General features: G+C 72.8%; 10 protein-coding genes. 9 read left to right on the plus strand and 1 reads right to left on the minus strand.

What is annotated here, in order from left to right; genetic code table 11:
- Nucleotides 1-24 precede the first annotated feature (24 nt).
- The 8 genes from AC4NN1_RS04010 to hrpA all read left to right on the plus strand — a co-directional run bounded on the left by AC4NN1_RS04010 (nucleotide 25) and on the right by hrpA (nucleotide 12,069).
- Entirely contained in the window at nucleotides 25-1,014 is a 990-nt protein-coding gene (locus AC4NN1_RS04010) for an AAA family ATPase (RefSeq protein ID WP_018188402.1), read from the plus strand.
- Complete coding sequence (locus tag AC4NN1_RS04015) at nucleotides 1,011-2,360, plus strand: DUF58 domain-containing protein (RefSeq protein ID WP_491954597.1); 1,350 nt, start codon at nucleotides 1,011-1,013, stop codon at nucleotides 2,358-2,360. The genes AC4NN1_RS04010 and AC4NN1_RS04015 overlap by 4 nt, the downstream gene beginning before the upstream one ends.
- On the plus strand, nucleotides 2,357-4,828 hold the full coding sequence (locus tag AC4NN1_RS04020; protein WP_491954598.1) for a transglutaminase domain-containing protein: 2,472 nt from the start codon (nucleotides 2,357-2,359) through the stop codon (nucleotides 4,826-4,828). Before AC4NN1_RS04015 ends, AC4NN1_RS04020 begins: the two co-directional genes overlap by 4 nt.
- A 46-nt stretch (nucleotides 4,829-4,874) precedes the next feature.
- Nucleotides 4,875-6,059, plus strand: a complete 1,185-nt coding sequence (locus AC4NN1_RS04025) for an FHA domain-containing protein (RefSeq protein ID WP_491954599.1) — start codon at nucleotides 4,875-4,877, stop codon at nucleotides 6,057-6,059.
- On the plus strand, nucleotides 6,056-6,907 hold the full coding sequence (locus tag AC4NN1_RS04030) for a PP2C family protein-serine/threonine phosphatase (protein WP_491954600.1): 852 nt from the start codon (nucleotides 6,056-6,058) through the stop codon (nucleotides 6,905-6,907). Before AC4NN1_RS04025 ends, AC4NN1_RS04030 begins: the two co-directional genes overlap by 4 nt.
- Nucleotides 6,900-7,388 (plus strand): hypothetical protein, encoded by a 489-nt coding sequence (locus AC4NN1_RS04035; RefSeq protein ID WP_491954601.1) that lies wholly within the window; start codon nucleotides 6,900-6,902, stop codon nucleotides 7,386-7,388. Before AC4NN1_RS04030 ends, AC4NN1_RS04035 begins: the two co-directional genes overlap by 8 nt.
- Nucleotides 7,389-7,405: 17 nt before the next feature.
- Nucleotides 7,406-8,134 carry an FHA domain-containing protein gene (locus AC4NN1_RS04040; RefSeq protein ID WP_018188407.1) on the plus strand — a complete coding sequence of 243 codons (729 nt, stop codon included), beginning with the start codon at nucleotides 7,406-7,408 and terminating at the stop codon, nucleotides 8,132-8,134.
- 62 nt (nucleotides 8,135-8,196) lie between these two features.
- Nucleotides 8,197-12,069 (plus strand): ATP-dependent RNA helicase HrpA, encoded by a 3,873-nt coding sequence (hrpA, locus tag AC4NN1_RS04045; protein ID WP_491954602.1) that lies wholly within the window; start codon nucleotides 8,197-8,199, stop codon nucleotides 12,067-12,069.
- A gap of 1 nt (nucleotide 12,070) precedes the next feature.
- Here the strand turns inward: hrpA and AC4NN1_RS04050 are convergent, their stop codons facing one another.
- Complete coding sequence (locus AC4NN1_RS04050; RefSeq protein WP_491954603.1) at nucleotides 12,071-13,414, minus strand: M20/M25/M40 family metallo-hydrolase; 1,344 nt, start codon at nucleotides 13,412-13,414, stop codon at nucleotides 12,071-12,073.
- Nucleotides 13,415-13,462: 48 nt separating this feature from the next.
- On the opposite strand from AC4NN1_RS04050, the gene AC4NN1_RS04055 reads away from it, so the two are divergent.
- Nucleotides 13,463-14,443: a Gfo/Idh/MocA family protein gene (locus AC4NN1_RS04055; protein WP_491954604.1), complete on the plus strand. Its 981-nt coding sequence runs from the start codon at nucleotides 13,463-13,465 to the stop codon at nucleotides 14,441-14,443.

Here is a 14,443-nt window from a genome sequence, read left to right on the forward strand (position 1 = left end):
GACCCCTTCCCCGAGAGGAACACGATGACGATCACCCAGGAGCAGAGCGCCTGGTTCGCCGAGACCTTCACCACGCTCGTCGACAACGTGGAGCAGGTCGTGCTCGGCAAACGGCACGTGATCGAACTCGCGTTCACCACGATGGTGTCCGAGGGGCACCTCCTGCTCGAGGACTACCCCGGTACCGGCAAGACGTCGTTGGCGCGCGCGATGGGGCGATCGGTACAGGGGACGGCATCCCGCATCCAGTTCACCCCCGACCTCCTCCCCGGTGACGTCACGGGCATCACGGTGTACGACCAGCGCCGGGGCGAGTTCGAGTTCCACCAGGGGCCGATCTTCGCGAACGTCGTCCTCGCCGACGAGATCAACCGCGCATCGCCCAAGACGCAGTCGGCGCTCCTCGAAGTGATGGAGGAGGGTCACGTCACGGTCGACGGTGTCACGCGGGACGTACCCGTCCCGTTCCTCGTCGTGGCGACGCAGAACCCGGTCGAGCAGGCCGGCACCTACCGGCTCCCCGAGGCGCAGCTCGACCGCTTCCTGCTGAAGACCTCGCTCGGCTACCCGGATCGCGCCGCCACGATCCGCATCCTCGAGGGCTCCGGCGATGCGACGCGGGAGGTCTCCCCCGTCATCACCCCGCAGGGGATCGTCAGCATGGCCGACATCGCCCGCGGCGGATACCTGAACCCGCTCGTCCTCGACTACATCGCGCGCGTGGTCGACGCCACCCGCCTCGCGCGCGAGGTGCGGCTGGGGGTCAGCGTCCGAGGAGCACTCGCGCTCACGAAGGCGTCGCGCACGTGGGCGCTGGCCCACGGCCGCACCTACGTCACCCCCGACGACGTCAAGGCGCTCGCCGTGCCCGTGCTCGCGCACCGTCTGATCCTCGACCCCGAAGCCGAGTTCGACGGCGTCACGGCCGAGGCGGTCATCGGGCAGGTCCTCCTCGACGTCGTCCCGCCGTCGGGCGAGCGTCTCGACGAACGCGGTCAGCGAGAGAACGTGTGAGTTCCTCCAACGAGTCCCGCCTCACCCGCACCTCGGCCGCGACGGGATACACGCGCACGGGCTACGGCTCGGCGCCCGCCACGACGCGCCTGGCGGTACGGGGGGTGCGCGGATGGCGGCGGCTCCGGCGCGCGAGCGCGCGGGCGGCGCGGGGGTTCGCCGAGACCGTGGCACCCGCGGGGTGGATCGTCCTCGCCGTCGCGGTCGTCGGACTCGCGTGCGGCCTCGCCCTCGGCTGGCTCGAGTTCGCCGTGGCGGGCGGGGCGGCCGTTCTGCTCCTCGCGCTCTCGGTTCCGTTCCTGTTCGGTGCGCGCGCCTACGAGGTGACCCTCCGCCTCGAGCACGACCGCGTCGTCGCCGGGACGCCCGTCGAGGGTGCCCTCGTCGTCACCAACGTCGGTCGGCGCGTCGCGCTCCCCGGCCGGGTCGACCTGCCCGTCGGCGACGGCCTCGTCGACGTCGCCGTGCCGCTGCTGCGCCCTGGCCACGAGACCAGCGAGGATGTCGCGATCCCGACCCTGCGCCGCGGCGTCATCACCGTCGGCCCCGCCCGCACCGTGCGCGGGGACCCCCTCGGCATCCTCACCCGTGAAGCGACCTGGCAGGAGACCCGCACGCTCTACGTGCACCCCGTGACGACGGCGTTGCGGAGCACCGAGACGGGACTCATCCGCGACCTCGAGGGGAGCCCGTCGAGGACGATCGTCGACGCCGACTTCTCGTTCCACGCGCTCCGGCCCTACGTCCCGGGCGACTCACCGCGCCAGGTGCACTGGAAATCCACGGCGAAGACCGGCGCCATGATGGTGCGTCAGTACGAGGAGACCCGCCGCTCCCGCATGATCCTCGTTCTCGGACTCGGCGGCGACGAGTACGCCGACGACGACGAGTTCGAACTCGCCGTCAGCGCGACCGCGTCGATCGGCGTCCGGGGGCTCCGCGACGGGCGGGACATCGACGTCGTCGCCGGCGCGGAGATCCCCGAGTTCGCGCGAGGCCGCATGCGGACGTTCCGCACCCTGACGACGATCTCGTCGCGGACCCTCCTCGACGACCTCGCCGCCATCGGTCGCGGGGAGAACCCGAGCCCGCTCCGCGAGGTCGCCGCGCTCGCGGCCGGGCGCCATCCGGATGCGTCGATCGCCTTCCTCGTCTGCGGATCGACGCTGACGCCCACGCAGCTGCAGAGCGCCGCGCTCGCCTTCGGTTCCGAGGTGGCCGTCGTCGCCCTCGTGTGCGACCCGACGGCGGCTCCCGGCATCCGGCGCCTCGGGAGCATGACCGTCATCTCGATCGGGCTCCTCGACGACCTGCGACAGATGCTCGCGAGGGGTGGGCGATCGTGACCGTCCCCCTCCGCCGCGACGCCCGCCGCCCGCGCCCCGCACCGTCGCGGGCGGGCTTCTTCATCGGCCAGGCGATCGTGCTCGATCTCGTCCTCGCCGTGGGAGCGGTCGCCGCATGGCCGATCTACCGGAGCACCGCGTTCATCGTCGCGGTGACGGCCGGGATCGTCGCCGGTCACGTCGTCGCGGCCGTCGGCACCCGCTGGCGCTGGTCGGGATGGTGGGTCGCCCTCACCGCGCTGGGCGCCTACGTTGCGCTGGGAGTTCTCGTCGGGGCATCCGGTTCGCTGGCCTCCCCGGGTGCGGCGCTCCGCGCCCTCGTCGACGTCGCGACGGCGCCCGTCACCGGGTGGAAGGACCTGCTCACCCTCGACCTGCCGCTCGGCGCCTACCAGGCGACCCTCGCGCCGACGCTCCTGCTCTTCCTCGCCGTCACCGTCACCGCCCTGTCGATCGCGTGGCGCGCGAAGACGGTGTGGATGCCGGCGGTCGCCGTGGCGCTCATCCCGACCGCGTTCGGCGTGGTCTTCGGCGCCCGCACCCTGGCCGCGCCGTTGCTCGTCGGCGCCGTCCCCCTCCAACCCGAGACGCTCGTCGGGGCGGCGTCCGTCGTCGCAGCTCTCGTCGCGGTCGTCTGGCGGACCGCCCACGACCGGCGCCGCGCACTCCGGACCGCGGCCGACGCGACCGGGATGCGTCGGGGACCGACCGCCCGGCGGCGCGGCACCGCCACCCGCGCGGCGACCGCCGCGGGGATGGTCGTCGTCGCGACCGCCGCTGCGGCCGTCTGGGGGCCGTGGGCACTCGCGGGGCAGCCGCGCGAGGTGGCGCGGGCGGCGGTGGCACCGGTGCTCGAACTCGAGCGCGCGCCCAGCCCGCTCGCGGACTACCGCGCGGCGTTCGCGGACGATCGCTACGACCAGGTCCTGTTCACGGTCGCCGCTCCCGAGACGATCGACCGCGTGCGCCTTGCGACCCTGCCGTTCTACGACGGTCGCACGGCGCGCGCGATCGATCCGGATGCCGGCCCCACCGACCCGGCGACGGCGTTCACCCGCGTGCCCTCGAGCCTCGGGGGCGACGGCACGGCGAGCGTCTCGGTCCGGATGGGAGCGGGCGCGGGCATCTGGGTCCCGACCGCCGGCAGCCTCCGCGCGATCGCGTTCGACGGGACCCGGGCGACGGACCTGTCCGATGGGTTCTTCCACAACGCCGCGACGGGCGCCGCGATCGAGCTCGCCGACCCCGGTCTGGGCGAGGGTGACGCGTACCGGCTGTCGGTCGCCCCGGACGGCCAGGCCGAACCGGTGGCATCCCTCACCCCCGCCCGGAGCGGACCGTCCCTGCCCGCCGACGTCGTTCCCGCCTCGCTCGTGGAATGGATCGAGGCGCAGGACGCGGGCACCGGTGGCGCCGCTCTCGACACCCTGGTGGAGCGCCTGCGCGCCCGGGGCTATCTCAGCCACGCCCTGCAGGTGCCGACCGGTGACACCCCGTCCTGGCTGGCGGACCTCGGTGGCAGCGGGTTCCAGTCGTCGCGGGCGGGTCACTCGGCAGACCGCATCGGGACGATGTTCGCGCAGCTGCTGACGCGCGAAGCCGAGGCGCCGGGCCGCTCCGATGCGGAACTCGTCGCCGCCGTCGGCGACGACGAGCAGTTCGCCGTCGCCGCCATGCTGATCGCCGATCAGCTCGGCTTCGAGGCGCGGGTCGTCGTCGGCACCCGTCTCACCTCGGCCGAGGACCTGCCCGTCTGCGAGGACGGCTCGTGCCGCGGCGGCGATCTCGCTGCGTGGATCGAGGTGCAGGATGCCGCCGGCCGGTGGGTCCCCGTCGATGCGACGCCGCAGCACGACAGCTTCCCCTCGCCGGATGTGCAGCAGCGGCGGGACCCCGAGAACCCGACGGACGTCCGCCGCGACGAGGTGGACACGGTGCTCCCGGCCGATGCCTCTCCGTCCGACGGCGACCTGCCGGACGAGCAGGCGCCCGCGGACGAGACCGACCTGTCGGCGGTGTGGGCTGCCGTCCGCATCGGTGGCGTGTCGCTGCTCGCGGTCATCGTCCTGATCGGGCCGCTCGTGACGGTCCTGGCGGTCAAGGCCGTCCGCCGACGCAACCGGCGGCGGCGCGGCGACGTCGCGGAGCGCTTCACCGGCGGCTGGGAGGAGTACGTCGACACCGCGGTCGACCACGGCTACCCCGCACCGGCCCACCTGACGAGGCAGGAACTGGCGAGCCTGTTCGCCGGCGGTGCCGACGAGGCGCCGGGCAGGCGGTTGGCCGGCTGGGCGGATCGGTCGGTCTTCGACGTCTCGCCGCCGAGCGCAGCCGAGAGCGAGGAGTTCTGGCGGATCGTGGCCGCCGAGCGCACCCGGTTCGCCGGGGAGAAGGGTTTCTGGGCGCGGCTCGGGGCGCGGCTGTCACTGCGCTCCCTGCTGCCGCGCAGACGGGCCGCCCGCAGATAGGGTGTGCGATGCGGGACCGAGGGAAGTCGAAGAGGGACGAGGACAGATGTTGAGCGTGACGACGGCGAACCCGCTGGCCTCGATCGGCGATGCCGCCGGAACTGTGGGAGGCGCCCTCGCGGTGTCGCTCCTCGGCGTGCTCGTGCAGCTCGTCCTGCTCGCGGCCGTGTACGTCTGGACCTCGCTCGCCCTGGCCGCCGTGTTCCGCAAGGCCGGTCTCCCGAGCGGTCGCGCCTGGGTTCCGGTGCTGAACATCTGGATGCTCTTCGAGCTCGCCGGCATGAAGGGGTGGTGGGCGGCGGTCATCGTGGGCGGCGGCCTCCTCACCGCCGTCATCGCCTCGGTCGCAGGATCGCTCCTGCTGCAGTCCGCTCAGGAGGCCGCGTTCGGCGGCGGCGGCGATGGAGCGGGCGCGATCCTGGCGGCATCCGTCGTCCCGACCCTGCTGTTCCTCGTCTTCCTCGCCGGCGTCGTGATCCTCCTGGTGCGGATGATGGGCCCCCTGAACCGCGGTTTCGGTCGCGGCGGCGGGTTCGTCGCCCTCGGTGCACTGCTGCTGCCCGTCTGGGCCTCGGTGATCGGGTGGGGAGCGGCGCGCTGGCAGGGGCTGCCGCAGAAGGGCCTGCCCCCGACGCCGTTCGCAGCGGAACCTGTCGCCGTCGACACCCGCGGCGTTCCCGCCGACACGTCCGCGTTCGCGCCCCCGGCCCCGACCTCAGCACCGGGGCCCGGGACGCCGGCCGCGGCATCCGTCCCGGTCCATCCCTGGTCGCCGCCTCCGCTGGCTCCGGTCGCCGCACCCGTGACGGCGCCGGCCGCGCCCGCCGCTCCCCCGGCGGCGCCCGCGGTGGCCCCGGGCGAGCAGACCGAGCTCGAGGAGCACACGGTCCTCGCGGCGCACCGCCGCCCGGCGGCGTCCTTGCGTCTGCCCACCGGACAGACCGTCGCCCTCACGTCCGACACCATCGTGCTGGGCCGCAACCCCGCACCGCCGTCCGATGCCCCCGAGGCCCAGCCGATCGCGATCGACGACACGACCCGGACGGTGTCCAAGACGCACGCGCTGCTGCGGCGGACCGGCGACGCCTGGACGATCACCGATCTCGCCTCGACCAACGGCGTGGTCGTCGGCACGAGCGACACCGAGATCGCCGTCGGCACCCCCGTCCCCCTTGCCGGCCGCTTCCTCCTCGGCGACGCGGAGCTCACCCTCGACGCAGGATCGCGATGACCCCCACCACTGGGCCGCTCCCTCCCTTCGACGTCATCAGCGGCGCTCTCACCGACACGGGCCTGCGCCGTCGCGTGAACGAGGACTCGCACCTCGCGAGCTTCCCCGTGTTCCTCGTCGCCGACGGCATGGGCGGCCACGAGGCGGGCGATCTGGCATCGGCCGCGGTCATCGACGCGTTCCGGGGCTTCGTCGGTCGGAGCGATGTGGCACCCGAAGAGGTCGCCGAGGCCGTCCAGGGCGCGCACCGGTCGGTGCAGGAGATCGCCCGCGGCACGACGCGCGGCGCCGGATCGACGCTCACAGGCGTCATCGCCGTGCAGCAGAACGGTGAGAACCGGTGGCTCGTCGTGAACATCGGCGACTCCCGCGTCTACCGCCTCCTGTCCGAGCGCCTCGAGCAGCTCACGGTCGACCACTCGATCGCGCAGGAGATGGTGGATGCCGGTCGCCTCGCACGCGAGGACATGGCGACCTTCGAGGGGCGCAACGTCATCACGCGCGCCGTCGGCGGCGAGCGCAGCCCGGCCGACTTCTGGCTGCTGCCGGTCGTCACGGGAGAGCGTCTCCTCATCTGTTCGGACGGCCTGTCGGGAGAGATCACCGACGAGGCGATCCGCGCCGGACTGCTGACAGGCGCCTCGCCCGCCCAGACGACGGGAGCGCTCATCGCGCAGGCGCTCGCGCACGGCGGCAGGGACAACGTCACCGCCATCGTCATCGACGTGGTGGGCGGTGGCATCCACCCCCGCCTGGAGGACACGACGGGCGGTCTCGTCACGAGCGAACCGGCCACGGGCACGATCGAGGTCGAGACGGTCCCCTCGCGCCGGAGGCGCCATGACTGACCCGATCGACGACCCCACGCGTCGCGCCGAGCCCGACGACCTGACGCGCTTCGCCGCGCGTCGGGTGCCGGACGATGAGACGCTCCTCGCGGCACGCCGCGCCGACGACGACACACGCCTCGCCGAGCGGCGGGCGGACGAGACGCTGGTGGCCGAACGCCGCACGGGCGAGGGTACCCGCGTGACCGAGCGCCGTGTCGTGCGGGATGCCGGGTCCCCGGCGGTCGCGCACGGGCGGGCCGACACGCCCCGCACGGCCTCGTCGCCGGGCACCCTGGTCTCCGGCGCCGTCTACGCACCCCGACGTTCGGAGCCGGCGCCGCAGGTCGTCCGCGCCCCGCTCTCACCGCCGACCGGGCAGGATCGCAGGACGCGCCGACGTGCCCGACGGGGCGGCGTCGTCGCCGTCGTGATCGGCGGAGCCGCCGTGGTGGCGGGCGCCGTGTGGGGAATCATCGTGATCGTCCAAGGGGGAATGTGATGGCGGAAGACATAGAGATGACGGCCGAGACCGACGCCGCCGAGCTCGGCATCGAGTTCTGCGGCGAATGGTTCCACCCGACGCCCGGAGAGACCTTCTCGATCGGACGGGACGCCGACCTCGTCATCGACACGAACCCGTACCTGCACCGTCGCCTGCTCGAGATCGAGTCCTCGCAGGGCATGTGGTGGCTCACGAACACGGGCCGGTCGATCTCGGTGGCCCTCGCGACCTCGGATGGGGCGTACCAGGCGATGCTCGGACCGGGGACGCGCGTGCCGCTCGTCTTCCCCGAACTCGTCGTCATGTTCACCGCCGGCGCGTTCACGTACGAGTTCACGATCCGCAACGGCGCCGCGCGCTTCACGGGTCGCGCGGTGGAGCTGGACGGCGACAGCACGGACGGCGGGACGACGATCGGGGCGGTCCCCCTCACGGCCACCCAGCGCCTGCTCCTGATCGCCCTTTGCGAGCCGATCCTGCGCGGCGGGATGATGGGCTCGAGTCAGATCCCGACCTCCGCGAAGGCGGCGGAGCGGCTCGGCTGGCCGCTGACGACCTTCAACCGCAAGCTCGACAACGTGTGCGACAAGTTCGACCGCGAGGGGGTGCAGGGCCTGCGCGGCGGCGCCGGGAAGCTCGCCACCAACCGCCGCGCGCGCCTCGTCGAGCACGCGGTGCTCTCGCGTCTCGTGACCGCAGCGGACCTGCCGCTGCTCGACGAACCGCAGAACTCCGACCGCTGAGCCGCACCGCCGGCGGGGCCGGGCGACCGCCGGCATCCGCCCGCGCGATACCATCGAAGGCTGTGTCCGCACCCGCCCCCGTCATCTCGTATCCCCCGGAGCTGCCCGTCAGCGCCGCGCGGGACGAGATCTCGCGCGCCATCGCGGAGAACCAGGTCGTCATCGTCGCCGGTGCCACCGGCTCGGGCAAGACCACCCAGCTGCCGAAGATGTGCCTCGAACTCGGCCGCACCCGCATCGCCCACACCCAGCCCCGCCGCATCGCGGCCCGGTCGATCGCCGAGCGTCTCGCGCACGAGGTGCAGGTGCCCCTCGGCGGCGCGATCGGCTACAAGGTCCGATTCACCGACGAGGTGACCGAGGCCACGCAGGTCACGCTGATGACCGACGGCATCCTGCTCAATGAGATCCACCGCGACCGACTGCTCCGCCGCTACGACACGATCATCGTCGACGAGGCGCACGAGCGGTCGCTGAACGTCGACTTCCTGCTCGGCTACCTCGCCCGCATCCTGCCCGAGCGTCCCGACCTCAAGGTGATCATCACCTCGGCGACGATCGACCCCGAGAGCTTCGCCGCCCACTTCGCGGCGACAGGCCCGGACGGCGAGCGCGTCCCCGCCCCGATCATCGAGGTCTCCGGCCGCACGTACCCCGTCGAGATCCGCTACCGCGCGCACGACGAGGAGTCCGAGGACGACGTCGACGGCCTGCTCGCCGCCCTCCGCGAACTCGACCGGGAGCCCGACGGCGACGTCCTCGTCTTCCTCCCCGGCGAGGCCGAGATCCGCGACGCGATGGATGCCGTCCGCGGCCTCTACGCGAAGGACGCCCGCCCCACCGAGGTGCTGCCGCTGTTCGGCCGACTCTCCTCGGCCGAGCAGCACCGCGTGTTCGAGCCGTCCGCTGTGGCCGGCGTGAGGCGGCGGATCATCCTCGCCACGAACGTCGCCGAGACGAGCCTCACGGTCCCCGGCATCCGCTACGTCGTCGACACCGGCACGGCGCGCATCTCGCGCTACAGCGTGCGCTCGAAGATCCAGCGGCTGCCGATCGAGGCCATCTCCCAGGCCTCCGCGCAGCAGCGCTCCGGACGCGCAGGTCGAACGTCGGCGGGCATCGCGATCCGTCTGTACGGCGAGGACGACTTCGCCGCGCGCCCCGAGTTCACCGAGCCCGAGATCCTCCGCACCTCGCTCGCCTCGGTCATCCTGCAGATGCTGTCGCTCGGCTTCGGCGACGTCACCGAGTTCCCGTTCCTCACGAAGCCCGACAGCCGCGGCGTGAAGGCGGCCGTCGAGCTGCTCACCGAGCTCCGCGCCGTGGGCGGGCGCACCGGCGCCCTGCGCCTGACGAGCCTCGGCCGCCGCATCGCGCGCCTGCCGATCGATCCGAGGTTCGCGCGGATGCTGCTCGAGGCCGAGAAGCTGGGCGTCTCGCGCGACCTGCTCGCGATCGTGTCGGGACTGTCGATCCAGGACGTCCGCGAGCGTCCCGAGGAGCGCCGCGAGGAGGCCGACCGTCTGCACGCGCGCTTCGTCGACCCGACGAGCGACTTCCTCACCCTGCTGAACCTCTGGAACCACCTGCGCGAGCAGCAGCGAGAGCTCGGCTCGAGCGCCTTCCGGCGCCTGTGCCGCAGCGAGCACCTCAACTACGTCCGCGTCCGCGAGTGGTTCGACGTGCACCGTCAGCTCTCGACGCTCTCCCGTTCCGGTTCGCCGAAGGATGCCCCTCGTCAGGCGGCGGGAGCCGCCGACCCGGACGCTCTGCACCGCGCGATCCTGTCGGGACTCCTCTCGCACATCGGCATCCTCGACACCCGCTCCGTGACCACCGACCCCGCGAAGAAGAACGCGCGCAAGCCCTTACCGCAGTACCGCGGCGCCCGCGGCGCCTCGTTCGCGGTATTCCCCGGCTCGGGCCTGCGCAAGGCCTCCCCCGACGCCGTCATGGCCGCCGAGCTGGTCGAGACGTCGCGCTTGTTCGGTCGCACCGTCGCTGCAATCGACCCCGCCTGGGCGGAGGACCTCGCCGGCGACCTCGCGAACCGCAGTCTGAGCGACCCGCACTGGTCGAAGGATGCCGGCGCTGCCGTCGCGGCCGAGAAGGTGACGCTCTTCGGTGTGGAGATCATCCCGCGCCGCCGGGTGCAGCTGGCCCGACGGGACCGCGACCTGGCGCGGGAGCTGTTCCTTCGTCACGCCCTCGTCGAAAGCGAGTGGAACAGTCAGCACCTCGACAAGCGCCTCACCGCGTTCGAGCGACGCAACGGCGAGCTCCGCCGTCAGCTCGAGCGCATCGAGGAGCGGGAGCGACGCCGCGACATCCTCGTCGGCGACGAGGCCGTGTACGCCTTCTACGACGCGCGTGTGCCGCACGACGTGTTCGACGTGCGCTCGTTCGAGACATGGTGGCGCGAGACGCAGCCCGCCACCCCGAAGCTCCTCGACATGACCGAGGCCGACCTGCTCGGCGAGTCCGCCCGGACCGACGAGCACGACTTCCCGACGCGCTGGCGTCAGGGCGACCAGGTGCTCTCGCTCGCCTACCGCTTCGAGCCCGGCGCCCCCGACGACGGCGTCAGCGTCGTCATCCCGCTCGCCCTGCTCGCGCAGGTGCGCCCCGACGGGTTCGACTGGCAGGTTCCCGGGATGCGGGACGAACTCGTCACGGGGCTCATCAAGGCCCTCCCCAAGGCCATCCGCCGCCACGTCGTGCCCGCGGCCGACTGGGCGACGACCCTCGGCGACGAGATCCGCGGGTCCGGCCCGGAGGACACCGACGGGCTCCCGGCATCCACTCTCCGCGCAGCCCTCGCCGCACGCATCCAGCGCATCGCGCATCAGCCGGTCACCGAGCGCGACTTCGACCTCGAGAGGGTGCCCGCCCACCTGGGCGTCTCGTTCCGCGCCGTCGATCAGCGCGGACGCACCGTCGGGTCGTCCCGCAACCTGCGCGAGCTGCAGGACCGACTCGCCGGCCGTGCCCGCGAGTCGGTCGCCCGCTCGCTCGCGCCGAAGCGCGGGCCGCAGCCGGCGGCATCCCCGACCGCGGCCGTCGCCGCCGCGAGCGCTCCGATCGAGCGCACCGGCATCACGACGTGGGACGTCGGGGACCTCCCCGAAGTCGTCGACACGAAGGTCGCCGGCGGTGTCGTCCGCGGCTACCCGGCCCTCGTCGACGCGAAGGACGGGGTATCGCTGCGCATCGAGGCGACCGCCGAACGCGCCGCCGAGCTCACCCGCGCGGGCGCCCGGCGTCTGCTGCTGCTCGCGGTGCCCTCTCCCACCGCGTACGTCATGGACCACCTGACGGCGCCCGAGAAGCTCGCCCTGGCAGCATCGCCGTATCCGTCCGCCAAGGCGCTCATCGAGGATGCCCGGGTCGCCGTCGCCGACGCTGTCATGGGCGACGCGGTCATCCGTACCGAGGCTGCGTTCACCGCCGCTCGCGACGCGTTCTCCGCTCGGGTCGTCGACGAACTGTTCCAGACCGTGTCGCTGGCCGCCCGCATCCTCACCCTCCAGCGCGACGTCGAGCGCGCGGTGAAGAACCAGAACTCCATGACCCTGCTCGCCGCACTCGGCGACGTGAAGGGCCAGCTGGCCGGCCTCGTCCAACCCGGGTTCCTCTCGCGCACCGGGGCCGCACGCCTCACGCATCTCCCCCGCTACCTGCAGGGTGCGAAGGAGCGCGTGGACGGACTCGCGGACAACCCGGGCCGCGACCGGCAGCGGATGACCGAGTACGAGCGCGCTGCGGCCCTGTTCGCGGATGCCGGGGGCACCCTCCCGTTGCCGGCCGGCGCGCCCGCACGCCTCGAGCACGCCCGCTGGCTGCTCGAGGAGTTCCGGGTGAGCCTGTTCGCCCAGCGCCTCGGCACCGCCGAGCCCGTGTCGCTGCAGCGGATCTCGAAGGCGCTGGCGGGCTGAGTCAGCTCTTCCGCAGCAGGTCGCGGTAGAACCCGATCCCTCGCAACCACGAGCCCACGCGGATCCGCTCGTCGTGCGAGTGCAGCGCCTCGCGTTCGCCGCGAGTGAGGTGGAACGGCGTGAAGCGGTACACGTGGTCGCTGATCGCCGTGAACCACCGGCTGTCGCTCGCGCCGAGCTGGATGTAGGGCGTCGGGAGGACGTCGTCGCCGAGCGCCGAGCGGGTCGCGGCGACCAACCGATTCCATGCGGGACCCGACCACGGCGACACCGGCGACGGATCGGATGCCGAGACCACCTCCACCTCGACGAGCGGATCGCCGACGACCCGGCGGATGCGGGCTTCGGCCGAGGCTGCGGTGTCGCCCGGAAGCAGGCGCACGTTGACGCTCGCCCGCGCCGACGTCGCGAGGACGTTCGCCCCCGTCGCCCCGGAGAGCTCGGTCACGACGGCGGTGGTCCGCACCAGCGCATTGAGCTCGGGCCCGAGACGCGGGAAGACCTTCACGAGCAGCCGCCCGGTCAGCCCGATGCTCGCGAACACCCGGCGGAGCGGTCCTGTCGTGTGCGGCGCGACCGTCTCGAACATCGCCCGCACCGGCGGCACGAGCCGCGTCGGGAAGGGACGGCGGTGCAGGCGCAGCACGGCCCGCGCGAGTCGCGCGGTCGCGGGATCGCGGGGCGGCGTCGAGGCGTGACCGCCGAGCTCGCGGGCGGTGAGGTGGACGGTCATCACGCCGCGCTCGGCGACGCCGATGACGGCGGTCGGGACGGTCACTCCCGGCAGGGCTCCCTCCACGACGGCGCCGCCCTCGTCCAGGACGAGCGAGGGGCGGATGCCGCGGCCCCGCAGCACCTCGACGATCGCCTGCGCACCGTCGCCGGCCACCTCCTCGTTGTGCCCGAAGGCGAGGTAGACGTCGCGTTCGGGTGTGAACCCCTCGGCGACGAGGGACTCGACGGCTTCGAGGACGGCCACGAGCGAGCCCTTGTCGTCGACCGCGCCGCGGGCGTGGACCTCGGCCGCGTCGCCGGACCCGACGACCTCCGCCGCGAACGGGTCGTGCGTCCACTCCGCCGGGACGACGGGGACGACGTCGATGTGCGCCATGAGGACGAGCGGGGATGCCGCATCCCTCCCGCGCCAGCGGTACAGCAGGGAGTACTCGGCGACGACCTCGCGCTCGAGCGACGCGTGCAGGTGCGGGTAGAGCCGCGCGACCGCGTCGTGGAAGTGGAGGAACGCCGTGCCGTCCGCATCCGGGGCATCGGGGTCGAGCGACACCGTCGGGATCCGCAGGAGCTCGCGGAAGCGGTCGAGGGCGGCGTCGGGAGTCGTGACCACGAGTCGACTCTAGGTCGGGTGGACCCCACCCGCCGATAGGCTCGGGACATGACCGCACTTCGATGGGGAATCCTGGCCACCGGTGGCATCGCGCACGCCTTCACCGCCGACCTGAAGACAGCCGGCATGACGGTCACCGCCGTGGGCTCGCGCCGCACGGAGTCGGCGCAGGAGTTCGCCGCGCAGTACGGCATCCCCCGCTCCTACGGGTCGTACGACGAGCTCGTCGCCGACCCCGAGGTCGACATCGTGTACATCGCGACGCCGCACAGTCACCACCTCGCGTGCGCGGCCCTCGCCCTCGAACACGGCAAGCACGTGCTCATCGAGAAGCCCCTCACCCTCGACGCCGACCAGGCCGTCGCGATCCGCGATCTCGCCGCCGATCACGGCCTGCTGGCGATGGAGGCGATGTGGACGCGGTACCTGCCCCACATGGTGCGCCTGCGAGAAGTCCTCGCCGCCGACGTCATCGGCGAGGTGCGGGTCCTCAGCGCCGACCACACGCAGAACCTCCCCACCGACCCCGATCACCGGCTCAACGACCTCGCCCTCGGCGGCGGTGCACTCCTCGATCTCGGGATCTACCCCGTCTCCTTCGCCTGGGACGTCCTCGGCGCGCCCGCCGAGGTCCTCGCGACGGCGCAGCTGGGTGAGACGGGCGCGGACACCGATGTGGCGATCTCCGTGCGTCACGCCGCGGGCGGGGTGTCCTCGCTCCTCACGTCCATGCGGGGTGCCGGTGCCAACGCCGCGCAGATCGTCGGGACGAAGGGTCGCATCGAGATCGACGGCGTCTTCTACGCACCGACGTCCTTCCGCGTCTTCGATGTCGACGGCGCACTCGTCGAGGAGTTCCGCACCGAGATCGACGGTCGCGGCATGCAGTTCCAGGCCCTCTACGCCGAACGACTCATCGCCGAGGGGCGCACCGACAGCGACCTGCTGCCGATCGACGAGAGCATCGCCATCATGGGCACACTCGACGAGATCCGACGTCAGATCGGCGTCGTCTACCCGCGTAGCTGA

The organism is Microbacterium sp. MDV22-iso44 (assembly GCF_058629135.1).